Raw genomic sequence first — 26228 nt, 5'->3', positions numbered from 1 at the left:
GTAGGCCGATCCGGTGCGGACAGGGCATGATCGGTCTGTGGCTACCTCACTGGAGACCGACCTGATCGTGATCGGCGCGGGGCCCACGGGGCTGTTCAGTGCCTACTACGCCGGGTTCCGCGGCCTGAGCGTGGCCATCGTCGACTCGCTGCCCGAGCTCGGCGGCCAGATCACCGCGATGTACCCGGAGAAGGCGATCCTCGACGTGGCCGGCTTCCCGTCCGTGAAGGGCCGCGACCTGGTCGCCGGCCTGGTCGCGCAGGCGGAGACCGCGGAGCCGACCTACCTGCTGGACCGCACCGCGACCGGCCTGGAGGCGGACCAGGACCAGGTCACCCTGCACCTCGACGACGGCACGGTCGTGACCGCCGGGGCGGTGCTGATCACCGCCGGCATCGGGAAGTTCAGCCCCCGGCCGCTCCCGGCCGCCGAGGGCTGGCTGGGTCGCGGCCTGGCGTTCTTCGTCCCCGACTTCGCGCCCTACCGCGACCGCGACGTCGTGATCGTGGGCGGCGGCGACAGCGCGTTCGACTGGGCGCTGCACCTCGAGCCGCTCGCCCGGTCGGTCACGCTGGTCCACCGGAGGGACGCGTTCCGGGCGCACGCCCGCACGGTCGAGGCGGTGCGGGCCTCGGCGGTGGAGATCATCACCAAGGCCGAGGTCACCGCGCTGATCGGCGGGGACACGCTCGAGGCGGTCGAGATCACTGTCGACGGGGCCGTGGAGAAGCGCCCCGCCCAGGCCGTCGTCGCCGCCCTCGGCTTCGTCGCCGACCTCGGGCCGATGAAGGAATGGGGCCTGGAGCTCGACAAGCGGCACGTGGTCGTGGACTCCGCCATGCACACCAACCTCCCGCGGGTCTTCGCCGCCGGCGACATCACGGAGTACCCCGGCAAGGTCCGGCTGATCGCCGTCGGGTTCGGCGAGGCGGCGACGGCGGTGAACAACGCGGCGGTGGCCATCGACCCCGCCGCCCACGTCTTCCCCGGACACTCGAGCGAGGGGAGCTGAGGTGGCCGGCCGGCCGGTCGGCCCGAGAGAAGGGCGGGAACCCCGATGAAGGTCAAGGTCGACTTCGACCGCTGTCAGTCGAACGGGCTGTGCGAGGCGATCGCGCCCGCGACGTTCGAGCTCGACGACGACGACTACCTCCAGATCCTCGACGACGAGGTCACCGAGCAGAATCGGGAGGCGATCGAGCGGGCGGTGGCGTCCTGCCCGACCTCGGCGATCTCGATCGTGGAGGACTGAGCGCGGCCCCACCTCGGCCGCCGTCTAGGCTGACGGCCCGTGCCCCGCCCCGGGGGCGCCGACCAGCCGTCCGAGGAGTCACCGCATGCGCGTCGCCCTGCTGTCCTACCGCAGCAAGCCGCACTGCGGCGGCCAGGGCGTCTACGTGCGGCACCTCAGCCGGGAGCTGGTCGCCCTGGGCCACGACGTGGAGGTGTTCTCCGGCCAGCCGTACCCCGTCCTGGATCCCGGGGTCCGGCTCACGCGGGTGCCGAGCCTGGACCTGTACCGGGAGCCGGACCCGTTCCGGGTGCCGCGGCCGGGGGAGTTCCGGGACCTGGTCGACGTCGAGGAGTTCCTCACGATGTGCGCGGCCGGCTTCCCCGAGCCGAAGACGTTCAGCACCCGGGTCGCGCGACTGCTGCGGCAGCGGCTCGACGACTTCGACGTCGTTCACGACAACCAGACGCTTGGCTACGGCATGCTCGACATCGAACGGGCGGGGCTGCCGCTCGTCACCACGCTGCACCACCCGATCACCTTCGACCGCCGGGTGGACCTCGCCGCCGCCACGACGCTGCGGAGGCGGCTGACGCTGCGCCGCTGGTACGGCTTCCTGCGCATGCAGGGCAAGGTCGCCCGCCGGGCCCGCCGGATCCTCACCCCCTCGCACTCCTCGGCCCGCGACATCGCGGCCGACTTCGGCGTCGATCCGGACCGGATCCAGGTGGTGCCGCTGGGTGTGGACGACCTGTTCGTGCCGCCGACCGGGCCCCGGGTCCCCGGTCGGATCCTCGCCATGGCCAGCGCCGACGCCCCGATCAAGGGGGTGGCGACGTTGCTCGAGGCCTTCGCGAAGCTGCGCACCGAGCGCGACTGCGAGCTGCTGCTGGTGACCCGCCCGCAACCCGGCGGCCCCACGGAGCGCCTCATCGAGCGGCTCTCGATCGGGGACGCCGTGCGGTTCGTGCACGACGTGACCGACGCCGAGCTGGTCGGGCTGATGGGCTCCGCGGAGCTGGCCTGCGTCCCGTCCCTCTACGAGGGCTTCTCACTGCCCACGGCCGAGCTGATGGCGTGCGAGACGCCCCTGGTGGTGAGCAGGGCCGGGGCGATCCCGGAGGTCGTCGGACCCGACGGCCAGTGCGCGGACCTGGTCGAGCCCGGCAACGTCGACGAGCTCCGACGGGCGGTCGCCGCGCTGCTCGACGACCCGGCCCGGAGGGCGAGGATGGGACGCGCCGGTCGGGAGCGGGTGCGTGAGAGATTCAGCTGGCGGGCGGTCGCCCGGGCCACCGCCGCGGCGTACGAAAAAGCCGTCGAGAGGAGCACACATGCTGACCGTTGACTTCGAGCGGCTCGGCCTCCGGCCGGGCGAGCGGGTGCTGGACATGGGCTGCGGTGCCGGGCGGCACGCGTTCGAGATGTACCGCCGAGGTGCCGACGTGATCGCCTTCGACCAGGACGCCGACGAGCTCGACGGGGTGCGGGACCTGTTCGTCGCGATGGAGCAGGAGGGCGAGGTGCCCGACGGCGCCGAGGCCGACGTCAAGCAGGGTGACGCGCTGCAGCTGCCGTTCGCCGACGGCGAGTTCGACCGGGTGGTCGCCGCGGAGGTTCTCGAGCACATCCCGGCCGACATCCAGGCCATCCGGGAGCTGGTCCGGGTGCTGCGGCCCGGCGGCACGTTGGCGGTCAGCGTGCCCCGCTGGTTCCCCGAGCTGGTCTGCTGGAAGCTCTCCGACGACTACCACGACACCCCGGGCGGGCACATCCGCATCTACTCCGACAAGGAGCTGGTCGGCAAGGTCGTGGGCGCCGGGATGGGCTTCGAGGGGAAGCACCACGCGCACGGCCTGCACGCGCCGTACTGGTGGCTGAAGTGCGCGGTCGGCGTCACGAACGACCGGCACCCGCTGGTCCGCGCCTACCACCGGCTGCTGGTCTGGGACATCATGCGACGTCCGCTGCTGACCCGCGCGGCGGAGGCGGTGCTCGACCCGGTCGTGGGCAAGAGCATGGTCCTGTACTTCCGGAAGCCCGATGCGGCCTGACGTCCCCGCGGTCGCCGGCGTCCTGACCGCCGGGCAGGTGGCCGAGACCGCCGCCTCGATCGCCGCGATGCAGGAGCCGGACGGGGCGATCCCGTGGACCGCCGGCCAGCACACGGACGTCTGGAACCACGTCGAGGCGGCGATGGCGCTGCTGGTCGGCGGCCAGGTGGCGGCCGCCGAGCGCGCCTACGACTGGTGCGCGGCGACCCAGCGGCCCGACGGCTCCTGGCCCATGAAGACCGTCGCCGGCCGGGTCGAGGACGCCAGCGGCGAGTCGAACATGACCGCCTACCTGGCGGTCGGGGTGTGGCACCACTGGCTGGTGCGCCGAGACGTCGGCTTCGTGCGCCGCCTGTGGCCGGTCGTGCGGGACGGCCTGGACTGGGTGGTGGCCAGGCAGCTCGGGTTCGGCGGGATCGCGTGGGCCCAGGAGTGGGACGGGGACCGTCCCGGCCGGCTGCACGAGGAGGCCCTGGTGGCCGGGTCCTCGAGCATCTACCAGTCGCTGCGGGCCGGTGTCGCCCTCGCCGAGCTCATGGACGCCCCGCAGCCCGAGTGGGAGATCGCGGGCGGCCGGCTCGGACACGCCCTGCGCGAGCACCGCGAGCAGTTCCTCGACAAGTCGGAGTTCTCCATGGACTGGTACTACCCGGTCCTCGGCGGGGCGGTCCGGGACGAGGCCGGCCGGGCGCTGATCGACTCCCGCTGGGACGACTTCGTCGAGCCCGGGTTGGGCATCCGCTGCGTCTTGCCGAATCCCTGGGTCACCGGTGCCGAGACCTGCGAGCTGGTGCTGGCGCTCGACGCGCTCGGCGACCGGGAGCGGGCGCTGCGCCTGCTCGCCGACATGCAGCACCTGCGAGCGCCGGACGGCGGCTACTGGACCGGCTACGTGTTCGCCGACGAGGCCATCTGGCCGGCCGAGCACACGACCTACACCGCGGCGGCGGTCGTGCTGGCGGCGGACGCGCTGGGGCACGGCACGCCCGGGTCCGACATCATGCGCGGCGCCACCCTGGCCGGCCACTTCGCCGAGCTGGCGCTGGAGTGCGGGTGCCCGTCGGAGGAAACCTCAGCGGACGGCGTCTCCGGGGACCCCACGCACGCGGCGTAGCGCCCGCATCGACCCGCAGGAGCCGACCTCGGTGAAGTCGCCGGAGGTCAGCGCCCGGAGGTACACCTCGTACGGCGGCCGGCCCCCGTCCACGGGGTCGGGGAACACGTCGTGGATCACCAGCAGTCCGCCGGTCAGGAGCCAGGGGGCCCAGCCGGTGTAGTCGTGGTGGGCGTGCACCTCGGCGTGGCCCCCGTCGACGAACAGCAGCGCCAACGGCGTCCGCCACAGGGCGGAGACCGTGGTCGAGGACCCCACGACCGCCACGACCTGCTCCTCCAGGCCGGCCCGGGTGAGGGCGCGGCGGAAGGCGGGCAAGGTGTCCATCCGGCCCGACTCGGGGTCGACCAGGGTCGGGTCGTGGTGCTCCCAGCCGGCCTGGTTCTCCTCGGAGCCACGGTGGTGGTCGACGGTGACGACCACCCCGCCGACCTCGCGTGCGGCGGCGCCGAGGTAGATCGCGGACTTCCCGCAGTAGCTGCCGACCTCCAGGACCGGGCCGTGGGGGAGCCGCTCCCGGGCCAGGCCGTGCAGGAACAGGCCCTCCTCCTCGGGCATGAAGCCGGTCGCGGCGCGTGCGTGCGGGAGCAGGTCCTCGGGCATCCCGCTCACGGCAGCGCATCCTGCGGCACCGGTCCGGTCATCCCGGAGCGGTAGCCGTGCCAGTGCCAGTGGAGATACCTGTCGACCGCCCGGACGACGTGGCCGGAGCGCACCGAGTGGAAGATGTCGAAGGCGTGCTGCGCACCGGGCAGCTCGGCGTAGGTCACCGAGCGTCGGGAGACCTCCCGCAGCCGGGTCACGAACATCCGCGCCTGGTCCACGGGGACCATCGTGTCGTGGGTGCCGTGCAGGACGAAGAAGTCCGGGGCGTCCGCACCGGCCCGCAGCAGCGGCGAGGCGGACTCGAACAGCTCGGGGTCCTCGGCCCACGTCGTGCGCATCACCCGGGGGGCCAGGAACCCGTCCCGCAGCCCGATCGCCGAGCGCAGGCCGGTCGCCCCGGCCAGGTCGTAGACGCCGTAGTGCGGCACGGCGACCTGCACGCTGGTGTCGGCGTCCTCGAAGCCCGGTTGGTAGGCCGGGTCGCCCGGCGTGAGTGCGGCCAGCGCTGCCAGGTGCCCGCCCGCCGACCCGCCGGTGATCGCGACGTAGTCCGGGTCGCCGCCGTAGTCGGCGATGTGCTCGCGGACCCACGCCAGGGCCCGCTTGACGTCGATGACGTGGGCGGGGAACGGGTGGCGCGGCGCCAGCCGGTAGTTGATCGCCACGCAGACCCAGCCCTTGGCCGCCAGGTGCGCCATGAGCGGGAGTCCCTGCTCCTTCTTGTCGCCGATGACCCAGGCGCCGCCGTGCACCTGGACCAGCACCGGTGCCCGCCGGAGGTCGGCGGTGCGGGACCGGTAGACGTCCAGGCGGCCGTGCCGCCCGGCGTCGGAGTAGGCGATGTCGCGGATCACCTCCACCTCCGGTGTGAGCAGCCGGAACGGGTTGACCAGGCTCCGCCACCGGGTCTTGAGCTCGGCCGGGGTGGGCACCGGGTCCAGGCGGTCGGCGTAGTCGGCACCGATGCCCTCGGTCAGCGCCTCCTCCACCCCCTGCCGGACGCCACCGGCCTGGCGGACCAGGTGGGCCAGGCCCAGCGCCGTGACCCCGGCGAGGGCCAGCCCGACCCGGCTCCGCGGAGCGCGGGCGGCGTGCGCGGCCGTGTCCGCCAGGGTCGCGGTGAGCAGCTGGGGGGCGAGCTCGCTGGTCAGCCAGCCGGCGAAGAAGGCGGGCACGCTGGCCCGGGCGCCCGGCGCCGGCCGGAGGGCGTTCGCCGTGAGCGCGGCGGTGAGCAGTCGTCGACGCAGGAAGGACACGCCGCCGATGCTAGTCGGCGCCCCGGTGGAGCCTCAGAGAGCCTCGGAGACGCTCGACATGTTGAAGTCGGGCACCCGCAGGGCCGGCATCGCGGTGCGTGAGAAGTAGTCGTCGCCCCACTCCCGGCTGAACGCCGGCCCGGTCCCGGAGGCGTGGGTGAAGCGCTCCAGGAGGTCCAGCGGGCTCTCGTTGAAGCGGAAGTTGTTCACCACCCCGGTCACCTCGCCGCCCTCGACGAGGTACACCCCGTCCCGGGTCAGCCCGGTGAGGAGCAGGTTCTGGGGGTCCACCTCGCGGATGTACCACAGGCAGGTCACCAGCAGGCCGCGATCGGTGCCGGCGACCAGGTCCTCCAGGCTGCCCTCGGCGCCGTCGACGTCGAGCACCAGGTTGTCGATGCCGGGCGTCACCGGCTGGCCGGTCAGGCCGGCCGAGTGCCGGGTCTGGAGGAGGGCGGTGAGCCGTCCGTCGCGGATCCAGTCGGTCGGCCCGAGCGGCAGGCCGTTGTCGAAGACGCTCTCGGTGTTGCCGGAGGAGCGGGCCAGCACGAACGGCGCGCACTCCAGCCCGGAGTACGCCGGGTCGCTGTGCAGGCGCACCCCCGGCCGGGCGACCCGCCGGCCGATCCGGGTCCCGCCCTCACGCGCGGCGTAGGCCGACTGACCCTCGTGCGCCACTCGGGCACCTGCCGACCAGTAGGCGTCGATCATGAGGTCCGCGACCGCCGTCGGAGGCAGGATCGTGTCGTAGCGACCGGCGGGGAGCGACGTACGCCGTCGGGCCCAGCCCAGCCTCCGGGCCAGCTCGGCGTCGAGCGCGAGCGCGTCGACATCGGCGAAGTCCCGCGTGGCACCGCCGACCCAGGCGCTCGCGGACAGGTCGCCGGTCTTGCCGGTGCACCCGTAGTGCCCGGTCGGCTGCACGTGCCGCCGACGGAGCCCGGTCGAGGAGCCCAGGTAGGTGGTCGCGACGTCGTGACTGACGAAGCCGTAGAGCCGTCGCTGCTCGGCCTCGGCCCGGCGGCAGGCCTCGCCGAGGGCCGGCGCGAAGTCGCCGAACACCCGGATCGAGGTGTCGGCCGGGGGATCGGTCCAGTCGTCGGCCCAGTCGTCGGTCCCGTCGTCGCCGCGGTCACCGACCAGCGGGGCGGCGTCCTCGGCGGGAGGAGCGTCGGCCGCGGCGGCGTCGGCCGCGGCGACCAGGGCCGAGACCTGCTCGTGGGTCGTGGCACTGCCGCTGACCGAGGCCACCGCCACCCCGTCGGCGGTGTGGTGGAAGGCCACCACGGTCAGGTCCAGGCCGCGGCTCACGCCGTTGGTGGTCAGCGTGTTGTCCGCCCAGCGCAGGTTGGCGGCGGTGGTGACGGTCGCGACCACCACGGCGTCGTCGCTGCGGCTCCCGGAGAGCGCGTGCTCGACGAGGTCCTGCGGGGTGGGCCGGGGCGTCGGTCCGGTCATCAGTGCGCCGCCTCGTCGCTGGTGTTGAGGATGGTCACGCCCCGGAACAGGGAGGTCGGAGCGCCGTGGCTGACCGCCGCCACCTGGCCGGGCTGGGCCTTCCCGCAGTTGAAGGCACCGTGCAGCTCCCAGGTCTGCGGGCCGCCCACGGCCTCCAGCGACCCCCAGAACCGGGTCGTCGTGGCCTGGTAGGCGACGTCACGCACCTGGCCGGCCAGCCGGCCGTCCTCGATCCGGAAGAACCGCTGGCCGGTGAACTGGAAGTTGAACCGCTGCATGTCGATCGACCAGGACCGGTCACCGACCACGTAGAGGCCGCGCTCGACCCGCCCGATCAGCTCCTCCGTGCCGGGGCCGTCCACCGCGGGCTGCAGGGAGACGTTGGCCATCCGCTGGATCGGGATGTGCCCGGGGGAGTCGGCGTACGCGCAGCCGTTGGAGCGTCCGCCGTTGAGCTCCGGCTTCATGGCGGTCATCGGGCGGTCCAGCTGGTAGCCCACCAGCACCCCGTCCCGCACCAGGTCCCACGACTGGGTGGCGACGCCCTCGTCGTCGTAGCCGATCGTGGCCAGGCCGTGCGGGACGGTGCGGTCACCGGTGACGTGCATCGCGGGGGAGCCGTAGCGCAGCGTCCCGAGCTGGTCGTAGGTCGCGAACGAGGTGCCCGCGTAGTTCGCCTCGTAGCCCAGGGCGCGGTCCAGCTCGGTGGCGTGCCCGACCGACTCGTGGATGGTCAGCCAGAGGTTCGAGGGGTGGATGACCAGGTCGTAGGTGCCGGCCTCGACCCCGGGCGCCGTGAGCTTCTCGGCCAGCAGCTCCGGGGTGTCGGCGAGTTCGGCGTCCCAGTCGTGGTGGGTGCCGGTCACGAACTCCCAGCCGCGACCGACCGGCGGCGCGGTGCTGGCCATCGAGTCGAAGATGCCGGTGTCGCGGTTGCTGCCCATGGCCTCGAAGTGGGGCTGGAGCCGGATCCGCTGCTGGGTGGTGCGGGTGCCGGCCAGGTCGGCGTAGTACTTGTTCTCCTGCACCTGGTAGAGCCCGGACGTGGCGTGCTCCACGGCGGGGTGCGCGCGGAGGCGGCGGCTCCAGTCGACCAGCACCGCCGCCTTGTCGGCGACCGGCACCGCGAACGGGTCCACGTCGTAGGCCGAGCACCACGTGACGTCGTCGTGCACCGGCTCGGGGGCCAGCGTGACCTCCCGGGTGGTCATCGCCGAGGCCACCACGGCGACCTCGACCGCCTCCGCGGCGACCCGGGCCGCCTCCTCGGGGGTGAGCAGCACACCGGCCGCGAACCCCCACGCCCCACGGTGCACGACGCGCACGGCGAACCCGAGGTCCTCGTGGTCGCTGGCGTCCTGCAGCGCCTCGTCGCGGACCGCGAGGCTCTGATGCCGGACCCGCTCGAACCGGAAGTCGGCGTGGGTGACACCCAGGTCGTGAGCCTGCTGCAGGGCCACCTCGCCGAGCCGTCGGTACGGCAGCGAGGTGAATGTGGGGTCGATGCCGGAAGCTCCCATGCGTCCGAACCTAGCGCGTCAGGAGATCGCGTGCCGGACCGCGAGCGTGGAGCCGGTGCGCTGCTTGCGCACCGCCAACTGCACGGGGATCCGGGTCCGGAGCTCGGTGACGTGGCTGACCACCCCGACCACCCGGCCACCGTCGCGGAGCGTGTCGAGCACGTCCATCACGTCGTCGAGGGTGTCGGGGTCGAGGCTGCCGAAGCCCTCGTCGACGAACAGGGTGTCGAGCTCGGCACCGCCGGACTCGTGGGTGACGACGTCGGCCAGGCCCAGCGCCAGCGCCAGCGAGACCACGAACGTCTCGCCGCCGCTGAGCGTGGCCGGGTCGCGGGCCTCGCCGGACCACTCGTCGCGCACCAGCAGGCTCAGGCCGCCGCGGGTCTCGCCGGCACCGCGCCGGCCGCTGTGCTCGAGGGCGTAGCGCCGGTCGCTCATCCGCAGCAGCCGCTCGTTGGCGGCGGCCACCACCTGTCCCAACCGCCAGGCCAGGACGTAGCCGGAGAGCCGCATGCGCCACTCGTTGTCGGCCGAGGTGCCCTCGGCCACGGCGGCCAGCCCGGCCGCGGTGCGGTACGCCGCCCGCACCGGCTCCCACGCGGCGAGTGCTCCGGTGAGCTCGGCGCCGAGCTCTTGGAGCCGGGTGGACCTGGTGGTGGCCGCCTGGTGCCGGGCGTGGGCGGCGGCGTGCTCGTGCCGGGCCCGGGCATGGACCGCGGTCAGGCCCTCGGCATCGGGGGCCGGCCGGGTGGCGGCCTCGGCCAGCGCGGGGTCCTCGACGACCGCGCGGGCCTGGTCGAGCTGCCGCTCGTGCTCGAGCACCGCCTGCTCGAGCTCGGCCAGCGACGACTCGTCGAGCACGGCGGCCAGCGCCGCCCGGGGAGTCTCGAAGCCGTGCTCGGCGACGCAGTCGGCCAGGACCCGTCGGGCCTGGTCGGCGGCACGGGTGGCCTCGGCGAGCTCCTGCCGGCGTCGGTGCGCCTCGCGGTGCAGCGCGGTCCGGGCGGCGGAGTCCTCGATGACCGCGCGCAGCGTCCGGTGCCGGTCGCCGAGCAGCGCGTCGACCTCGGCCCGGGTGCGACCGTGCTCCTCGCGTCGTCCGGCGAGCCGGGCGGCGAGTCCGGACCGGTGGCTGCGGACCTCGGCCAGCCGCTGGCGGGTGCCGGCCAGCTCGTCCGTGAGCGCGGCGACCTCGGCCTCGAGCGCCCCGCGGCCCTCGGCCTCCTGCTCGGCCGCCTCGAGGGCGGCCGCGAGGCGGTCGTGCTCCCGGGTCAGCTGCTCGGGGCTGCCTCCGGCGGCGTCCCGCTCGAGCACCGCGATCGTGGTCCCGAGCTCGTGCACCCGGCCGTCGAGGGCGGTCCGGGTGAGCTCGGCGTCGTCGAGCCGCCTCCGGGCATCCCTCTCGGCCTCGGGAGTGGGAGCGCCGGCGGCGGGGCTGGCCTTGTGAGGGTGGTCGGCGGAGCCGCAGACCGGGCAGTGGGAGCCGACGGCGAGGTCGAGCGCCAGCTCCGCGGCCATGCCGTTGATGCGCGCCTCGCGCAGGTCGAGCCAGGCCTCCCGGAGCTGCTGGCACACGGCGACGGCGGCCGACCGGCGCTCCTGCGCGGCAGCGAGGTCGGCACGCACGGACGTGAGGGAGGCGTGCGCGGCCAACCGGCCGGAGAGCTCCTCGACCTCCCGGACCAGCCGGGTCGCCAGGGTCCCGGCGTCGCCGGCGGCGGCCCGGGCCGCGGTGGCCTGCTGGAGGCGACCGGGAAGGGCCTCCAGCTCCCGGCCGAGCTCGGCCTCCTGCCGCTGCGCGTCCCGCTCGGCGGCCTCGTCGTCGGCGATGAGGGCGGTCAGCGCGTCGACCGCCTGCTCGCGCGGCAGCATCAGCTCGGCCGCCGTCCGGGTGGCCTGCGCCTCCGCGGCGGCGTCGGCCAGGAGCTGGTCCGAGGGGTCGGCCACCCCCAGGTCCGCGGCTGCCGCGGCCACCGCCTCGGTGGCCGGACCGGTGGCCTCGTCCCGGCGGCGGTCGGCCTCCACGGCCAGTCGGTGGAGGGGAACGACGGCAGCGGCCCGGCGGGCCAGGTGGAGCCGGTGCCGACGGTCGTCGTGGTCGGCCCGATCGGCGTGCAGCCGCTCGAGCCGGAGCCGGGCCTGGGCGTGCCGGTGCTGCTGGTCGACGAGCACGGTGGCCCGCTCGGCCTCGGCGGCGGCCCGACGCTCGGCCGCGTCCGCCTCGGCCAGGACCCGCGCCGCCCCGTCCGCCACGTCGGTGGCGGTCCCGGCCGCCGTCCGTGCCCACTCCAGCAGGGTGCCGTCGCCGGCGACCGCGGTCAGCTCCCCCTCCCAGTCCTCCGGCAGGGGAGGGGCACCCGCCTCGACCAGCCGGCTGAGCAGCCGGGTCACGCCCCGGGCGTGCTCGTCGGAGGCCCGGTGCAGCCCACGGGCGTGCTCGCGCAGCCAGCGCTCGATGTCCTCGTAGCGCTGGGTCGAGAACAGCTGCTGCAGCAGGTGGTGCCGCTCCTCGGACCGGGCCCGCAGGAAGGCCTGGAACCGTCCCTGCGGAAGCATCGCCACCTGGCAGAACTGTGGGAGGTTCATCCCGACCAGGTCGGTCACCAGGTGCCCGGCCTCGTCGAGACGCGTGGTCAGGGACTCCCAGGCGCCGTTCCGGCGCTCCTCGACCAGCACCGACGCCTGCTGGGTGGTCAGCCCGCTCCCTCGGCGCTTGGGTCTCTGCCACGCCGGCGACCGGGTGCAGCGGAACCGCCGGCCGGACAGCGACAGCTCGAGCACGACCCGGGGCGCGAGGCCGTCGGCCGCCCCGTCGGACCGGTAGCGTCGGGCCTTCGCGCGGTCACCCGGGACGTCGCCGTACAGGGCGAAGCTGACGGCGTCGAGGACCGAGGTCTTGCCGGCCCCGGTGGCTCCCGACAGCAGGAAGAGCCCGGCGTCGGAGAGGGCGTCGAAGTCGACCTCGACCGTCTCGGCGAACGGCCCGAACGCGGTGGCCTCGAGGCGGTGCAGGCGCATCAGCCCACCGCCCGGCGGAGGTCGCTGCCGAGGCCCGGTTCCAGGCCCGAGTCCAGGTCACTGTCGGGCGAGCACCCGTCGCAGGCGTCTCGCAGCAGAGCCGCCTCCTCCGGGGTCGCGGCCCGGCGGCGCACCTCGGCGAGGAAGTCCAGGGCGATGTCGTGGTCGGAGCGACCCGTGGTGGCCCGGGCCGACGGCGCACCGGCCGGCTGCCCGCCCTCGGGCTCGAAGGCCAGCACCAGGGCGTGGGGGAACCGGGCCCGGAGCCGCTCCATGGCCTGGGCCGGCCGCTCCGTGTCGGTCAGGGTCGCCTGCACCCAGGAGGCCTCGTGGGCGGCCAGCGCCGGATCTGCCAGGAGTCGCTCGAGGGGTCCGCGGAGGCGGCCGAGCCGGCGCGGCACCGGGGCCTCGACGAACTCGGCGGCCTCGACCCCGCCGGCACCGAGGTTGACCAGCCAGGACCCCTTGGTGTGGTCGGCCTCCGAGAACGAGTAGGCCAGCGGCGAGCCGGAGTAGCGGACGGTGTCGCTGAGCGTGTGCCGACCGTGCAGGTGGCCGAGGGCGGTGTAGTCGATCCCGTCGAAGACGTCGGTGGGGACGATGCTCACTCCGCCGACGCTGATGTCGCGCTCGGAGTCGCTCGGGGTGAGGGCGTCGGCCCGGCCGGCGACGAAGGCATGGGCGAGCACCACCGACCGGGTGCCCGAGGGCCGACCGGCGAGGTCCGCGCGGACGCGCCGCATCGCCTCGCGCAGCGCGGCGTCGTGGCTGCGGGCGCCCAGCCTCCACGGCTCGCGGAGCAGGTCCGGGTCGAGGTAGGGCAGGCCGTGCACGGCGACCGGGCCGTGCCGGTCGCCGAGCAGCACGGGGGAGCCCACGGCGGCGGCACGGGTGCGGATGAACACGCCCGAGGCGTCGATCAGCTCCGAGCCGAACCCCAGCCGCTGGGCGGAGTCGTGGTTGCCGCTGGTGACCACCACCTGCGCGCGGGAGGCGGCGAGCCGCGTGAAGGCCTCGTTGGCGAGCCGGACGGCGTCTACGGGCGGCAGCGCACGGTCGTAGACGTCACCGGCCAGCAGCACCAGGTCGACGCGCTCCTCCTCGACCACCCGCAGCAGGTGGTCGACGTAGGCCGCCTGGTGCTCGAGCATCCCCTCCCGGTGGAAGGAGCGCCCGAGGTGCCAGTCGGAGGTGTGGAGGATGCGCACCCCTAGAACCTAGGAGGCGGCACCGACAGTCCCGCGGACCCACGCCGGGACGTCGGGCGCGACACGGGCCGGCCAGGGCCGGCCCGTGTCGGCCAGGGCCGGTCAGGGCCGGCCGGGTCAGCGCTGCGGGGCCAGCTGCCCGCGCACCGCGCCACCGGGGTACTCGGCGTTGTGCACGTTGACGTAGTAGTCGGCCGGGTTCGCCAGGATCTCGGCCACCGTCTGGTCGCCGACGAACTTGCCCTCCTCACCCTCGGTGAGGCAGTCGGCCGCGTTGCCGTCCGCGGGTGCCGCGAGGTTGACCACGACCGGCCCGTTCGATCCGGCCGGGCCCTCGTGGATGTGGGCGGCGACCGCCGTGCCGATCTTGTCGACGGTGAGCACGTAGCAGAGCGTGTTCGGGTCGTTGTCGATCCCGAAGACGTAGGCCTCCCCGCGCCCGTTCGGGTCACCGGCGATCCGCTTGTCGGGTCCGACCTCCGCGCGGCCGTTCAGGTCGGCCTCCAGGACGCTGTTGGTGTGGCCGGCGTTGGCGGGCAGCAGCGGCAGCGCCAGCAGGGCGGTGCTGGCACCGGCGACGGCGTAGACGAGGTTGCGCGGCAGGGACATGGGGACCTCCGGGGTGAGTGGATGTGACCTGACTCATACGTCAGGGTTCGCCACCATGTTCACCCCGGACGGGTGCCGCGCCCCGATACTGGGGTACCCCAGCATCGGGGCCGCGATCGCTGAGCCGTCGAGCGGCGGGGGCTCAGCCGCCGTACCTCTCCTTGACCGCCACCTGACGGCGCAGGTCGTCCGTGGCGTCGACGAGGTTCCGCCGGACGGTCGGGTCCAGTCCGTCCCTCGCGATGAGCTCGTCGGCGCGGGCCACGGTCCCGGGCTCGTGGGAGGTGACCGGGAAGAAGGCCTGCGTGACGGTGCCCAGCACCCACCCGGCGTGCACCCGCGGCACCTGCGGCAGCTCCGCGAAGTAGCGCTCGACGTACGGTGCGGTGACCTGCTCCTGGTGCGGCCGCCACAGTCCGTGGCCGCTGGCGGCGAGCTCGTAGTTCGCCACCGGGACGGCGCCGGTGAACCGGTCCCACGCCCAGGCCTTGGCCGCCGGCTCCGGCAGCGAGGCGACGGCCCGCGCGTGCTCCACGTGTGCCCGGGCGGTGGGCTCCTCCTCGAGCGCCCGGTCGAGGTCGGCCCAGCCGATCTCCCCGAGGCCGGCGAGGCGCACCAGCACCCGCCAGCGCAGGTCCAGGTCGAGGGTGAGCCCGGCCGGCAGGTCGGTGCCGGTCGACCAGGCACGCAGCGTCGCGGGGTCGACGGTGGTGCTGACCAGCGACTGGTACGCCGCCAGCTGCAGCGTGCTGCCCTCGGCCGCCGCCCCGAGGAGGGCGGACGCGGCCGCGTGCAGCCGGCCCAGTCCGGCGACCGGGTCCCGCAGCACCGGGACCAGCCTGCCGACCAGCCACGGGACGGTGGCGCCGACGGCGTCGTCGTTGCGCTCGGTGGGCAGCGCCGCCTCGGCCAGGGCGACCACGTCCTCGGGGTCGACCAGGGCGTTGTGCACGCCGGAGCGCACGGTGTTCCAGACGGCCGCCCGCAGGGAGGTGTCCTCGGTGTCCCGGAGCAGGTCGGGGAAGCGGGCCAGCGAGATCGGGTCGGGTGTGGTCAGCGCCCAGGTGTCCTCGTCGGGGTCCAGCACGATGGCGTCGTCCGGCCCGAGCGCCACCGGGGTCTCCGGCCCGGTGACCGCCAACGGGGCGGTTCGCCAGGCGCCGGCGGGGTCGGCGACCGCCATCCGGAGCGAGTGCTCCCGGTCCGCCGGGTGCTCGGCCGGGGACGAGCGGCGGACGACGCCCGCGTCCCGGTCGACGGTGAGGTGGTCCGCGCCCGGTGTCCGCAGCCAGCCCTCGGTGAACCGGGAGAGGTCGACCGCGCCGGCCCGCTCCCAGCAGCCGAAGAGGTCGGCCATCTCGGCGTTGCCGAACCGGGCCAGGGTGAGGTGCTCGACGACACCGGCGAAGAACACCTCGTCGCCCAGGGCGGCGTTGAGCTGCTTGAGGACGCTGGAGCCCTTGACGTAGGAGATCCCGTCGAAGTCCTGCAGCGCGGCGCCGGCGTCGACCGCGCCGTTGCCCGCGACCGGGTGCGTGCTCGGTCGCTGGTCGGCGACCAGCCCCCACTGCCGGCGCGCGTAGGCGTGGTGGATCCAGGCGTCGCCGTACTGCGTGACGTCGGCGGTGACCCGGTTGCCGAGGTACTCCGCGAACGACTCGTTGAGCCACAGGTCGTCCCACCAGCGGGGGGTGGTGATGTTGCCGAACCACTGGTGCGCCATCTCGTGGGCGACGGTCGTGGCCCGCTTGATCCGCTCGCCCCGCGTCACCCGGCTGCTGAAGACCAGGGGGTCGCGGAAGGTCACGCAGCCCGGGTTCTCCATCGCGCCGGCGTTGAACTCGGGGACGAAGGCCTGGTGGTAGTCACCGAACGGGTAGCGGATGCCGAAGAGCCGGTGGTACTCGTCGAAGCACTGCTTGGTCAGGGTGAACAGCTCGTCGGCGTCCGCGTCGAGGTCCCGGGCGAGGGACCGCCGGGCGCTGAGGCCGAGCGGGATGCCGTCGTGGTCGTCGCGCAGCACGTGGTACGGCCCGGCGACGAGGGTGACGAAGTACGTCGACAGCGGCTGGGTGCGCTCGAACTCCCACAGCGCCGCGCGCGCGGACCGGACGGTCTCGACCCGTGAGCCGGGCGCGTTGCCGATCACCGTCCAGTCCTCGGGCGCACGCACGTGGAAGGTGTACGGCGCCTTGAGGTCGGGCTGATCGAAGCAGGCGAAGATGCTCGGGGCGGCGTCCATGAACGACATCCCGTAGACGTAGCGGCGCCCGTCGGCGGGGTCCACGTGCGCGTGCAGTCCCTCGCCGTCCTGCCGGAACCCCATCACCGCGTCGACGACGAGCTCGTGGCCGCCCTCGGAGAGCCGCAGCGGCAGTCGGCCGCGGTCCAGCGTCTCCGGGTCGAGGGGCTGCCCGTCGAGGTGGATCGAGACGATCCGCGCCGGCTTCAGGTCGACGAAGGTCTCGGCCGCGCGGCGGCTCTCGAACCGGATCGTGGTCACGGACCCGAAGGTCGCCTCGTCGGCCGCGAGGTCCAGCGCCACGTCGTAGGAGGAGACCCGGAGGAGCCCGGCCCGGTCCCGGGCCTCGGTGAGCTGGAGGCTTCGCGACACGGGTGGCGACGGCGGCGGACCGGAGGCATCGGAGGGCACGCGATCACCCTACGAGCCGCCCGGACCCGGGCGACGGCCCGGCCGTCCTTGCACTGGGTGCTGTAATGAAGTAATCAAGTAATCCCAGAAGGAGACAGACATGAACGAGCAGCACGGGCGGGGCCGCGGGCCCCGTCGCAGCGGCCGGGGCACCCGGGGCGGCGGTTGGCAGGGCAGCGAGCTGCCACCCGCCGACGACGCCGGCGCCTGGTTCGCCGGACGGCTTCCCGACGCCTGGTTCAGCGAGGTCGACGTGACCGTGGACCGCGAGGAGATCACGGTCCTCGGGACGCTGCGCGACGACAGCACCGGCGCCGGGCCGGGGGAGGGGGCCGCCGCCGAGGGCCGGATCAGCCGGTTCCGGGCGGAGACCAAGCAGGAGCGGATCGGGATCGCTGAGGAGGCCCAGTCGCGCTACGGGCGCCGGGTCTCGTGGGGGGTGCGACTGGGGGAGACCACGGCGCTGTTCACCCACGTGGCCGCGCCGGTGATGACCCGGCTCCGGCAGCCGGAGCGGCAGGTGCTGGACACGCTGGTCGACGCCGGCGTCGCCCGCTCCCGGTCCGACGCGCTGGCCTGGTCGGTGCGCCTGGTCGGCGAGCACGCCGAGGAGTGGCTGGGACAGCTGCGCGAGGCACTCGCCGAGGTCGAGGAGCTGCGGGCGGACGGTCCGTCGCTCTGAGCGTCGGACCGTCCGCCCGCGTGCGGGCCTCAGCCGTCGAGTCGGACCAGCATCTTGCCGGTGTTGGCGCCCCGGTGCAGGTCGAGGAAGGCCTCCACGGCGTGGTCCAGGCCGTCGACCACGGTCTCCTGGTGGACGATCCGGTCCTCGGCGACGAGGGGGCCGACGGTGCGGTAGAACTCCTCGCTCGCGTCCGCGTGGTCCATCACGATGAAGCCCTGCACCTGCAGGCGCTTGGAGACCAACATCATGAGGTTCCGCGGGCCCGGGGGAGGGGTGGACTCGTTGTAGCTCGAGATCGCGCCGCAGCAGGCGATCCGCCCGAAGTCGGCCATGTGCAGGATCGCGGCCTCGAGGTGGTCGCCGCCGACGTTGTCGAAGTAGACGTCGATCGGTCCGTGCTCCTTGAGCTGGCGGGCGACCGGTGCGGCCTTGTAGTCGAACGCGGCGTCATAGCCGATCTCGCGCAGCCAGGCCACCTTCTCCGGGCTGCCGGCGGAGCCGACCACCTTGCCCGCGCCGAGGTGCTTGGCCAGCTGCCCGGCGATGCTGCCGACCGCGCCGGCGGCACCGGAGACGAACACGGTGTCGCCCTCCTTCATCCGGGCGATCCGGGTCAGGCCGACGTACGCCGTGAGGCCCGGCATCCCGAGCACGCCCAGGTACGCCGAGGCGGGGGCGAGGTCGGTGTCGACCTTGCGGCCCTCCTTCTCCTCCAGCAGGGCGTGCTCGCGCCAGCCCTGCTGGTGCAGCACCACGTCCCCGACGGCGAAGCGGTCGGAGGACGTGGCCACCACCTCGCCGACGGCGCCGCCGTCGAGCGGGGCGTCGAGCGCGAACGGCGGGACGTAGGACCTCACGTCGTTCATCCGCCCGCGCATGTACGGGTCGACCGACATCACGCTGTTGCGGACCAGCAGCTGGCCGGGCGCGGGGTCCGGCAGCTCGGTCTCCACGGTCCGGAAGTTCTCGGGGGTGGGCCAGCCGTCGGGACGGGAGGCGAGATGGATCTGGCGAGTGGGGGTGCTCATGTCCCGATCCTGTCAGGGACCGCCTGGGAACACGAAAGGGCGGCCGGGTCGCCCCGGCCGCCCTCGTGGGTGCGGTGCTCAGCCCTCCTGGACACCCAGGGCGAACTGCACGTTGCCGCTGGGGTCGAGGGTGGCGTCGAGGACCTTGTCCCCGAGCTGCTCGGAGGCGTTCCCGTCGAGGTAGATGGTGGCACCGTCCTGCTCGACGACCTCGTCGCCGGGCTCGGCCTGCTCGGCCGTGCTGACGGCGAAGGCCGGCTCGTCGCCGGCGTCGCTGGTGATCCGGAGCCCGGCGTCAGGCTGCCCCTGCTGGGCGTTGATGTCGCGGACGATCGTGCTGGCGTTCTCGGTGAGGGTGAGCATGCGCTTTCCTTCCGATGGCTGGCATGACCCGTCCACCCTGTCTCGCCTGCCACGCACACACAAATCGAGGACCCGGCGCGCGCGGATACGCTCGACCCATGGACGAACGCGAGCCGCACCGCAGCATCGACCTGGTCCGCACCGCGAAGGGGCGCTACCTGGCCACGAACGCCCGCGGCGGCGAGCTGCCCGTGGGCAGCGGCGACGACTCGGACTTCACCCCGGTCGAGCTGCTGCTGGCCGCCATCGCCGGCTGCAGCGCCGTCGACGTGGACCTGATCACGGTGAAGCGGTCCGAGCCGGAGTCGTTCGCGGTGCACTGCTCCGGGGAGAAGGTCCGGGACGCCCGGGGCAACCACCTCGTCGACCTCAGGGTCTCCTTCGACGTCGCCTTCCCGGACGGGGACGACGGCGACCGGGCGCGGGCGGCGATGCCCCGGGCACTGGCCCAGACCCGGGACCGGCTGTGCACGGTCAGCCGGACCGTGGCGATCGGGGAGCCGGTCGTCTTCACCGACGCCGGCGCTGACCCCCAGGCACGCGAGGGCTCGTCGTGAGCGTCGACGTCCTGGTGGAGACCGTGATCCCGCGCCCCGTCGCCGAGGTGGCCGCCTACGCCGGGGACCCCGGCAACGCGCCGGAGTGGTACGTCAACATCCGGAGCGTGGTCTGGCGCACCGAGCCGCCGGTCCGGGTCGGCTCTCGGATGGACTTCGTCGCCCACTTCCTCGGGCGGCGGATCGCCTACACCTACGAGGTGGTCGAGCTGGTGCCCGGCGAGCGGCTGGTGATGCGCACCGCGGAGGGTCCGTTCCCGATGCAGACCACCTACACCTGGGAGCCGGTCCCGGGCGGCACCCGGATGACGCTGCGCAACACGGGGGAGCCGGCCGGCTTCTCCAAGGTGGCCGCCCCGGTCATGGCCGCGGCGATGCGCCGGGCCACGACCAAGGACCTGCGTCGGCTCAGCGCGGTGCTCAGCCGACGTCCGTGATCGTCACCTGCTCGTTGGGGACCCCGCTGCCGTCGGGGTAGGAGCCGTCGGAGCCCTTCTTCGCCACCTCGGTCACCAGGTCCACCGCCTCGTCGTCGACGCTGCCGAAGACGGTGTAGGACGGCGGCAGCTGCGAGTCGCCGTACACGATGAAGAACTGGGAGCCGTTCGTGCCCGGGCCGGCGTTGGCCATCGCCAGGGTGCCGGCCGGGTAGCTCTCCTCGCCGGTGAGCTCGTCCTCGAAGGAGTACCCCGGCCCGCCGCCGCCGGTGCCGGTCGGGTCGCCGCACTGGAGCACGGAGAGGCCGCCCTCGGTGAGCCGGTGGCAGTCGGTGCCGTCGAAGTAGTCCTGCTCGGCCAGGGACAGGAACGAGTTCACCGTGCACGGGGTGGCGGCGCCGTCGAGGGTGGCGTCGATGTCGCCGACGCTGGTCTCGATGGCGACCTCGGTGCTGCCGGTCTCGGTCGGCTCGGCGGGGGGAGGGGAGACCTCCTTGGCGGCGGGGCGGCCGTCCTCGGGGTAGTCGCAGGCGGTGTCGCCGGCCTCCCCGGACTCCGCACCCTCCGAGGTCGCGGCGTCGCTCGCGGTGACGTCGTCGGAGGAGTCCTCCGAGCAGGCGGAGAACAGCAGCAGGAGGGCCGCGGCAGCGGCCGGCAGGGCACGAGTCAGCATGCGGGGGATGGTAGCCGGGCCCCGATGGGTGACGCCCGGCGAGTCCCGCAGATGCCGCGGGGCGCCACGTACGCTGGACTGATGCTGACGACCCGGCGCACCGGCCTCGTGGTCCGCGCGCAGGCGGGACTCCTCACGGGGCTCATCCTGGGGGCCCTGCTGGTCGGCTGTGGGGGCGCAGCCGCACCGGACCCAGCATCGGAACCGGAATCGGACGCAGCATCGGCGCCGTCCACCCCGTCGCGGTCCCCGTCCAGCGCCCCGCCGAGCTCCCCGTCCCCGTCGAAGGCCGCCCCCTCGCCCTCGACGTCGGCCCCCGCGGAGCCTCCCGGGCCGAAGCCGTCGTCCGGGAGGCCGGTCCGGGCCTCTTTGGCCGTCCCTCGTCTGGGGATCACCGACCTGCCGGTCGTGCCGTACCGCGGCTTCACCGACGACGCACCGGGCACCGCGATCCAGGACCGCGGGGTGGCCGCCAGCCCGCACGGGCCGCGCGGCGGCACCGGACCGGGCGGAATCGGCAACTACCAGGTGACCGCGCACCGCCTGTCCTCGACGCAGGCCTTCCTCGAGCTGCCGCGCCTGCAGCGGGGCGACCGGGTCAACCTGGTCGCCGGCGGGGTGCGCTACACCTACGAGATCGTCTCGACCCGGCGTACGTCGTTCCGGTCGCCGGCGTCGCTGCGCGCCCAGCGCGCCGCCGTGCCGGGCCGTCCGGGCGCCCGTCCGACGCGGGCGATGATCACGCTCTCCACGTGCGCCACCCCCGAGGACCGGGCCGCGGGGAACACCTGGTCGGACCGGTTCGGCAACCCCGAGCACCGGATCGACAAGATCGGGGTCCTGCGGCGCAGCCGTCCGATCGCCGGCTGAGCTCGTCGAGGAGTGGTCATAGCCGGCGAGCCATTGACAATCGATAGATATCCGGCCATTGTCGATGTATGAGACTCGTCAATCGAGTGGTCGTGCCGCTCCGGGCGCTGTTGGCACTGCTCTTCCTCGGCCTGGTCGTCGCCCAGCTGCTCAGCATGCCCGGGCAGCTGGCCCACATGGCCGAGCAGGAGCCCGAGCTGGCCTACCTGCGGTGGCCGCTGCTGACCTTCGCGGTCCTGGAGCTCGCCTGCGCGCAGGTCGTGATCGTGTGCACCTGGCGCCTGCTCACGCTGGTCAGGGAGGACCACATCTTCAGCGAGGGCGCCTTCGCGTGGGTCGACGCGATCGTCTGGGCGATGGCGGCCGCCTGGCTGATGCTCGTGGTCGTCTTCGTCTACTTCACCGCGCTGATCCGCGGGCCGGGACTCCCGGTGCTGCTCTTCGGCATGGTGCTGGCCGGGGGAGTCGTGGTGCTGCTGATGGTGGTGATGCGGGCCCTGCTCCGGCAGGCCACGAGCCTGCGCACCGACCTCGAGGCGGTCATCTGATGCCGATCGTGGTGCGGATCGACGTGGAGCTCGCCCGACGCAAGATGGGCGTGGGCGAGTTCGCCGAGCTGGTCGGACTCACGCCGGCCAACGTCGCCGTCCTCAAGAACGGCCGCGCCAAGGCGGTCCGGTTCAGCACCCTCGAGGCCATGTGCCGGGTGCTCGAGTGCCAGCCGGGGGACCTGCTGGAGTGGGTGGAGGAGGAGGTCGCCCCGGACGCACCTCTGCGTGAGTTGACATAATGTACGTTATCGGCGCAATACCCGAGTCTGGCGCTCAGGCGCCGACGTACGCCGCGAGGTGCTGCCCCGTGAGCGTGGACCGGTCCGCGACCAGGTCGGCGGGCGTGCCCTCGAATACCACCCGGCCGCCGTCGTGCCCGGCGCCCGGGCCGAGGTCGATGATCCAGTCCGCGTGCGCCATGACGGCCTGGTGGTGCTCGATGACGATCACCGACGTGCCGGCGTCCACCAGCCGGTCCAGCAGCCCGAGCAGCTGCTCGACGTCGGCGAGGTGCAGGCCGCTGGTCGGCTCGTCGAGGACGTAGACGCTGCCCTTCTCGGCCAGCCTGGCGGCCAGCTTGAGCCGTTGCCGCTCTCCTCCCGAGAGCGTGGTCAGCGGCTGTCCCAGCTTGACATAACCCAGCCCCACGTCGGCCAGCCGGCGCAGGATCCGGTGCGCCGCCGGGTTCGTCGCCTCGCCGTCCCCGAACAGCCGCTCCGCCTCGGTCACCGACAGGGCCAGCACCTCGGCGATGTTCCGGCCGCCGAGGGTGTACTCGAGGACGCCGGCCTGGAACCGTCTGCCCTCGCACTCCTCGCACGTCGTCTCGACCGTCGCCATCACCCCGAGCTCGGTGAAGATCACCCCGGCCCCGTTGCACGCCGGGCAGGCGCCGTCGGAGTTCGAGCTGAACAGCCCCGGCTTCACGCCGTTCGCCTTCGCGAAGGCCTTGCGGATCGGGTCCAGCAGGCCGGTGTACGTCGCCGGGTTGCTGCGCCGCGAGCCCCGGATCGCACCCTGGTCGATCACCACCACGCCCTCGCGGTCCGCCACCGAGCCGTGGATGAGCGAGCTCTTGCCGGAGCCGGCCACGCCGGTGAGCACGCACAGCACGCCCAGCGGGAGGTCGACGTCGACGTCCCGGAGGTTGTGCGTGGACGCGCCACGGACCTCCATCGAGCCCGACGGCTGCCGGACCGGGTCCCGGAGCGCGGCCCGGTCGTCGAGGTGCCGGCCGGTCGTCGTCCCGCTGTCGCGCAGGCCGGCGACGGTGCCCTCGAAGCAGACCGTGCCGCCGTCGCTGCCGGCGCCCGGACCGAGGTCGACCACGTGGTCGGCGATCGCGATCGTCTCCGGCTTGTGCTCGACGACGAGCACCGTGTTGCCCTTGTCGCGCAGCCGGAGCAACAGGTCGTTCATCCGCTCGATGTCGTGCGGGTGCAGGCCGATCGAGGGCTCGTCGAAGACGTAGGTGACGTCGGTCAGCGACGAGCCGAGGTGCCGGATCATCTTCGTGCGCTGGGCCTCGCCCCCGGACAGCGTGCCGGCCGGCCGATCCAGCGAGAGGTAGCCGAGCCCGATCTCGGTGAAGGAGTCGAGCAGGTGCCGCAGCCCCGTGAGCAGCGGGGCCACCGACGGCTCGGAGAGCCCGCCGATCCATGCGGCGAGGTCGCTGATCTGCATCGCGCAGAGGTCCGCGATGTTCCGCCCGCCGATCCTCGAGGACAGCGCCTCGGCGCTGAGCCGGGTGCCGTCGCAGTCCGGGCAGGTCGTGAAGGTGATCGCCCGCTCCACGAAGCGACGGATGTGCGGCTGCATCGCCTCGACGTCCTTGGAGAGCATCGACTTCTGGATCTTCGGGATCAGGCCCTCGTAGGTGAGGTTGATGCCGTCCACCTTGATCTTGGTGGGCTCGGCGTACAGCAGCGTCCGGAGCTGCTTCTGGGTGTACTTCGCGATCGGCTTGTCCATCGGGAGGCCGGCGCCCCGGAAGATCCGGCCGTACCACCCGTCCATGCTGTAGCCGGGCACGGTCAGCGCGCCGCCCTCCAGCGAGAGGCTGTCGTCGTAGAGCGCCGTGAGGTCGAAGTCGCTGACCGACCCCATCCCCTCGCACCGCGCGCACATGCCTCCCTGGTAGACCGCGTTCCGGACCACCGACTTCTCCTCCCGGCCGCCCTTCTCGGTCCGCATCACCCCGCTCGCGGTGCGGGTCGGGACGTTGAAGGCGAACGCCGTCGGCGGTCCGATGTGCGGCTCGCCGAGCCGGCTGAAGAGGATCCGCAGCATCGCGTTCGCGTCGGTCGCGGTCCCGACCGTGCTGCGCGGGTTGGCGCCCATCCGCTCCTGGTCGACGATGATCGCCGTGGTCAGCCCCTCCAGCACGTCGACGTCGGGCCGCGCGAGGGTGGGCATGAAGCCCTGCACGAACGCGCTGTAGGTCTCGTTGATCAGCCGCTGCGACTCGGCCGCGATCGTGCCGAAGACCAGCGAGCTCTTCCCCGAGCCGGACACGCCGGTGAACACCGTGAGCCGGCGCTTCGGGAGCTCGACGTGGATGTCGCGCAGGTTGTTCTCTCGGGCCCCCTGCACGCGGATCAGGTCGTGACGGTCGGCGGCCGGGGCGGGGACTGACGGGCGGGGCACGCCGAGATCGTGCCACGCCGCGAGGGGTTGCGCAGCCCCGTTCCCGGCGGCCGTGCGACAGGATGTGCCGATGACCTGGCTTCGCGACCTCGACACCTCGGAGCTCGTGCTGGTGATCCTCGGCGCCCTGCTCCTGCTCACGATCCTCTCCGCACTGCTCACCGGCGCCCTGGTCCGCCGCGGGCTGCGCACGCCGTGGGCGATCCACAAGATCAACCGGCTCCGGGAGCGGGTGATCTCGGTGATCAAGCGCCCGATCACGATCATGGTGCTCGACGAGGTCGCCGACGTGATTCAGACCGGCCACTACACGCGCAACATCTCGGCCGCGCTCGTGGAGAACCACGACGAGCTCAAGCGGCTGGTCGCCGAGAAGGTCAAGCACGACCCCAACGTCCGGCTGATCGGCAAGCTGCCCGGCTACGACCTGATCGTCTCGGAGGTCTCCGAGACCACGCTGCGGGTGCTCATCGAGATGCTCGGCGACCCGCGCATGGACGAGCTGGTCTCAGACCTGCTCCGCAACAACCTGCAGCAGATCAAGCGTGCGGTCCGCCAGCGCGACCACGAGAACGTGCCGGTCCACTCCCCTCCGGACTTCGACGACCGCTGACGACGGTCGCGTGCCGCGCGTCGTCCCGCGCGACCCCGGCGTCCAGCCCCGCTGCCGCGAGCAGCGCCAGGGTGCCCTCCACCTGCGCCCGGCCGGTCTCCACGAGCAGCCAGCCGCCCGGCGCCAGCCACTCCGGGGCACCACGGACCACCCGGCGCTGCACGTCCAGCCCGTCCGGGCCGCCGTCGAGCGCGACCCGGCGCTCGTGCAGGCGGGCCTCCGGCGGGAGGAGCGAGAGCTCGTCCGTCGGCACGTACGGCGCGTTCACGGCCAGCACCCGCACTCGACCGCGCAGGTTCTCCGGCAGGGCGTCGTAGAGGTCGCCCCGCGCGACCCGGCCACCGAGCGGTACGACGTTGCGCGCGGCGCACCGCACCGCCTGCTCGTCCACGTCCACCGCCAGCAGGTCGAGGTCGGGCCTTCGGGACAGCAGGGCCGCTCCGATCCCACCCGCTCCGCAGCACAGGTCCACCACCACCTCCCCCGGTCCGCTCCCGCGCAGCCGGTCGAGGGCCACGTCCACCACCAGCCCGGTCCGGCGTCGGGGCACGAAGACCCCGGGCTCGACGACCACCCGGACGCCCCAGAACTCCGCCCAGCCGAGCAGCGCCTCCAGCGGCCGACCCGCGACCCGGGCGGCGACGAGCTCCTCCAGCCGTGCCGGATCCGGGCCCGCCTCCTGCCGCAGCAGGAGCGCCTCGTCCTCGGCGAAGACACAGCCGGCCGCCCGCAGTCGGGCGACCAGCCGATCGTCGTCACCCGGGCCCGTGGCCGGTCGGTCCGGCCTCATGGCCCGGTTGCGCGGCGGCACTGGTCAGTTCTGGCCAACTCCGGGCCATCCCGCGTGAGGGAACGCCCGGAGCCGCGTTCCCCGTGCGTCACTCGTATCCAGGGCGGAACCGTTCCGCTCCTCACAGGTGGAGCCGAGACTCGACGGGAGGAAGCATCATGTGGGACACCGCAGAGAGCACATCGACCCATCTCTCGCACGACATGCCGTGCCCGGGGTGCGGACACGGGACGCACACGTACCTGTCCTGCTCCGACGAGTGCGGCTGCGTGCCGCCGCCGGTGCCCG

25 protein-coding genes are annotated in these 26228 nt (G+C 73.6%); 12 read left to right on the top strand and 13 right to left on the bottom strand.

What is annotated here, in order from left to right:
* Nucleotides 1-37: 37 nt before the first annotated feature.
* From IE331_RS08080 to IE331_RS08060, 5 genes are all read left to right on the top strand, one after another.
* Nucleotides 38-1012 carry an NAD(P)/FAD-dependent oxidoreductase gene (locus tag IE331_RS08080; protein ID WP_192142381.1) on the top strand — a complete coding sequence of 325 codons (975 nt, stop codon included), beginning with the start codon at nt 38-40 and terminating at the stop codon, nt 1010-1012.
* 45 nt (nt 1013-1057) lie between these two features.
* Nucleotides 1058-1252: a ferredoxin gene (locus IE331_RS08075; protein ID WP_192142379.1), complete on the top strand. Its 195-nt coding sequence runs from the start codon at nt 1058-1060 to the stop codon at nt 1250-1252.
* An 85-nt stretch (nt 1253-1337) separates the two neighbouring features.
* Entirely contained in the window at nt 1338-2579 is a 1242-nt protein-coding gene (locus IE331_RS08070; RefSeq protein WP_192142377.1) for a glycosyltransferase family 4 protein, read from the top strand.
* Nucleotides 2566-3285: a class I SAM-dependent methyltransferase gene (locus IE331_RS08065; RefSeq protein WP_192142376.1), complete on the top strand. Its 720-nt coding sequence runs from the start codon at nt 2566-2568 to the stop codon at nt 3283-3285. The genes IE331_RS08070 and IE331_RS08065 overlap by 14 nt, the downstream gene beginning before the upstream one ends.
* The gene (locus IE331_RS08060) at nt 3275-4399 is read left to right on the top strand and encodes a prenyltransferase (RefSeq protein WP_192142374.1); all 1125 of its coding nucleotides are present in this window, start codon (nt 3275-3277) and stop codon (nt 4397-4399) included. The genes IE331_RS08065 and IE331_RS08060 overlap by 11 nt, the downstream gene beginning before the upstream one ends.
* Here the strand turns inward: IE331_RS08060 and IE331_RS08055 are convergent.
* From IE331_RS08055 to pepN, 8 genes are all read right to left on the bottom strand, one after another.
* Nucleotides 4358-5002, bottom strand: coding sequence for a class I SAM-dependent methyltransferase (locus IE331_RS08055; protein WP_192143145.1), 645 nt, complete (start codon nt 5000-5002; stop codon nt 4358-4360). The two genes, IE331_RS08060 and IE331_RS08055, sit on opposite strands and share 42 nt — an antisense overlap.
* Nucleotides 5003-5007: 5 nt before the next feature.
* Nucleotides 5008-6261 (bottom strand): alpha/beta hydrolase fold domain-containing protein, encoded by a 1254-nt coding sequence (locus IE331_RS08050; protein WP_192142372.1) that lies wholly within the window; start codon nt 6259-6261, stop codon nt 5008-5010.
* 33 nt (nt 6262-6294) lie between these two features.
* Complete coding sequence (locus IE331_RS08045; protein WP_192142370.1) at nt 6295-7719, bottom strand: metallopeptidase TldD-related protein; 1425 nt, start codon at nt 7717-7719, stop codon at nt 6295-6297.
* Complete coding sequence (locus IE331_RS08040; RefSeq protein ID WP_192142368.1) at nt 7719-9239, bottom strand: TldD/PmbA family protein; 1521 nt, start codon at nt 9237-9239, stop codon at nt 7719-7721. Before IE331_RS08040 ends, IE331_RS08045 begins: the two co-directional genes overlap by 1 nt.
* A gap of 18 nt (nt 9240-9257) precedes the next feature.
* Nucleotides 9258-12257, bottom strand: coding sequence for an AAA family ATPase (locus IE331_RS08035; RefSeq protein ID WP_192142366.1), 3000 nt, complete (start codon nt 12255-12257; stop codon nt 9258-9260).
* Complete coding sequence (locus tag IE331_RS16960; protein ID WP_192142364.1) at nt 12257-13465, bottom strand: exonuclease SbcCD subunit D; 1209 nt, start codon at nt 13463-13465, stop codon at nt 12257-12259. Before IE331_RS16960 ends, IE331_RS08035 begins: the two co-directional genes overlap by 1 nt.
* A gap of 117 nt (nt 13466-13582) precedes the next feature.
* Nucleotides 13583-14074 (bottom strand): CHRD domain-containing protein, encoded by a 492-nt coding sequence (locus IE331_RS08025; protein WP_192142362.1) that lies wholly within the window; start codon nt 14072-14074, stop codon nt 13583-13585.
* Between the two features lie 142 nt (nt 14075-14216).
* Nucleotides 14217-16727 (bottom strand): aminopeptidase N, encoded by a 2511-nt coding sequence (gene pepN, locus IE331_RS08020; RefSeq protein WP_201931422.1) that lies wholly within the window; start codon nt 16725-16727, stop codon nt 14217-14219.
* 100 nt (nt 16728-16827) lie between these two features.
* On the opposite strand from pepN, the gene IE331_RS08015 reads away from it, so the two are divergent.
* Entirely contained in the window at nt 16828-17409 is a 582-nt protein-coding gene (locus tag IE331_RS08015; protein ID WP_192142360.1) for a hypothetical protein, read from the top strand.
* Nucleotides 17410-17438: 29 nt separating this feature from the next.
* On the opposite strand, the gene IE331_RS08010 is transcribed toward IE331_RS08015, so the two are convergent.
* Both IE331_RS08010 and IE331_RS08005 read right to left on the bottom strand, forming a co-directional pair.
* Nucleotides 17439-18440 carry an NADP-dependent oxidoreductase gene (locus tag IE331_RS08010; RefSeq protein ID WP_192142358.1) on the bottom strand — a complete coding sequence of 334 codons (1002 nt, stop codon included), beginning with the start codon at nt 18438-18440 and terminating at the stop codon, nt 17439-17441.
* A gap of 78 nt (nt 18441-18518) precedes the next feature.
* On the bottom strand, nt 18519-18803 hold the full coding sequence (locus IE331_RS08005) for a Fe-S cluster assembly protein HesB (protein ID WP_192142356.1): 285 nt from the start codon (nt 18801-18803) through the stop codon (nt 18519-18521).
* A gap of 98 nt (nt 18804-18901) precedes the next feature.
* On the opposite strand from IE331_RS08005, the gene IE331_RS08000 reads away from it, so the two are divergent.
* Nucleotides 18902-19360 carry an OsmC family protein gene (locus IE331_RS08000; RefSeq protein WP_192142354.1) on the top strand — a complete coding sequence of 153 codons (459 nt, stop codon included), beginning with the start codon at nt 18902-18904 and terminating at the stop codon, nt 19358-19360.
* Nucleotides 19357-19797: an SRPBCC family protein gene (locus tag IE331_RS07995; RefSeq protein WP_192142351.1), complete on the top strand. Its 441-nt coding sequence runs from the start codon at nt 19357-19359 to the stop codon at nt 19795-19797. Before IE331_RS08000 ends, IE331_RS07995 begins: the two co-directional genes overlap by 4 nt.
* Here the strand turns inward: IE331_RS07995 and IE331_RS07990 are convergent.
* A complete protein-coding gene (locus IE331_RS07990) occupies nt 19781-20470 on the bottom strand; it encodes a peptidylprolyl isomerase (protein ID WP_192142349.1) in 690 nt (229 codons plus the stop codon). The genes IE331_RS07995 and IE331_RS07990 overlap by 17 nt on opposite strands.
* A gap of 369 nt (nt 20471-20839) precedes the next feature.
* On the opposite strand from IE331_RS07990, the gene IE331_RS16505 reads away from it, so the two are divergent.
* The 3 genes from IE331_RS16505 (at nt 20840) to IE331_RS07975 (ending at nt 22130) form a co-directional block, all read left to right on the top strand.
* Complete coding sequence (locus IE331_RS16505) at nt 20840-21340, top strand: sortase domain-containing protein (RefSeq protein WP_201931417.1); 501 nt, start codon at nt 20840-20842, stop codon at nt 21338-21340.
* A 68-nt stretch (nt 21341-21408) separates the two neighbouring features.
* Nucleotides 21409-21888, top strand: a complete 480-nt coding sequence (locus tag IE331_RS07980; RefSeq protein WP_192142346.1) for a DUF2975 domain-containing protein — start codon at nt 21409-21411, stop codon at nt 21886-21888.
* Nucleotides 21888-22130, top strand: a complete 243-nt coding sequence (locus IE331_RS07975; protein ID WP_192142344.1) for a helix-turn-helix domain-containing protein — start codon at nt 21888-21890, stop codon at nt 22128-22130. Before IE331_RS07980 ends, IE331_RS07975 begins: the two co-directional genes overlap by 1 nt.
* Before the next feature lie 34 nt (nt 22131-22164).
* On the opposite strand, the gene IE331_RS07970 is transcribed toward IE331_RS07975, so the two are convergent.
* Nucleotides 22165-24537 carry an ATP-binding cassette domain-containing protein gene (locus tag IE331_RS07970; RefSeq protein ID WP_192142342.1) on the bottom strand — a complete coding sequence of 791 codons (2373 nt, stop codon included), beginning with the start codon at nt 24535-24537 and terminating at the stop codon, nt 22165-22167.
* A 70-nt stretch (nt 24538-24607) separates the two neighbouring features.
* On the opposite strand from IE331_RS07970, the gene IE331_RS07965 reads away from it, so the two are divergent.
* Nucleotides 24608-25150 (top strand): hypothetical protein, encoded by a 543-nt coding sequence (locus IE331_RS07965; RefSeq protein ID WP_192142340.1) that lies wholly within the window; start codon nt 24608-24610, stop codon nt 25148-25150.
* Here the strand turns inward: IE331_RS07965 and IE331_RS07960 are convergent.
* Nucleotides 25077-25940: a putative protein N(5)-glutamine methyltransferase gene (locus IE331_RS07960; protein WP_192142338.1), complete on the bottom strand. Its 864-nt coding sequence runs from the start codon at nt 25938-25940 to the stop codon at nt 25077-25079. The genes IE331_RS07965 and IE331_RS07960 overlap by 74 nt on opposite strands.
* Nucleotides 25941-26228: the final 288 nt, after the last annotated feature.

Source organism: Nocardioides donggukensis (assembly GCF_014842875.1).
GTDB classification, from domain to species: Bacteria; Actinomycetota; Actinomycetes; order Propionibacteriales; family Nocardioidaceae; genus Nocardioides; species Nocardioides donggukensis.
This window is presented reverse-complemented; position numbering and strand designations above follow the sequence as displayed.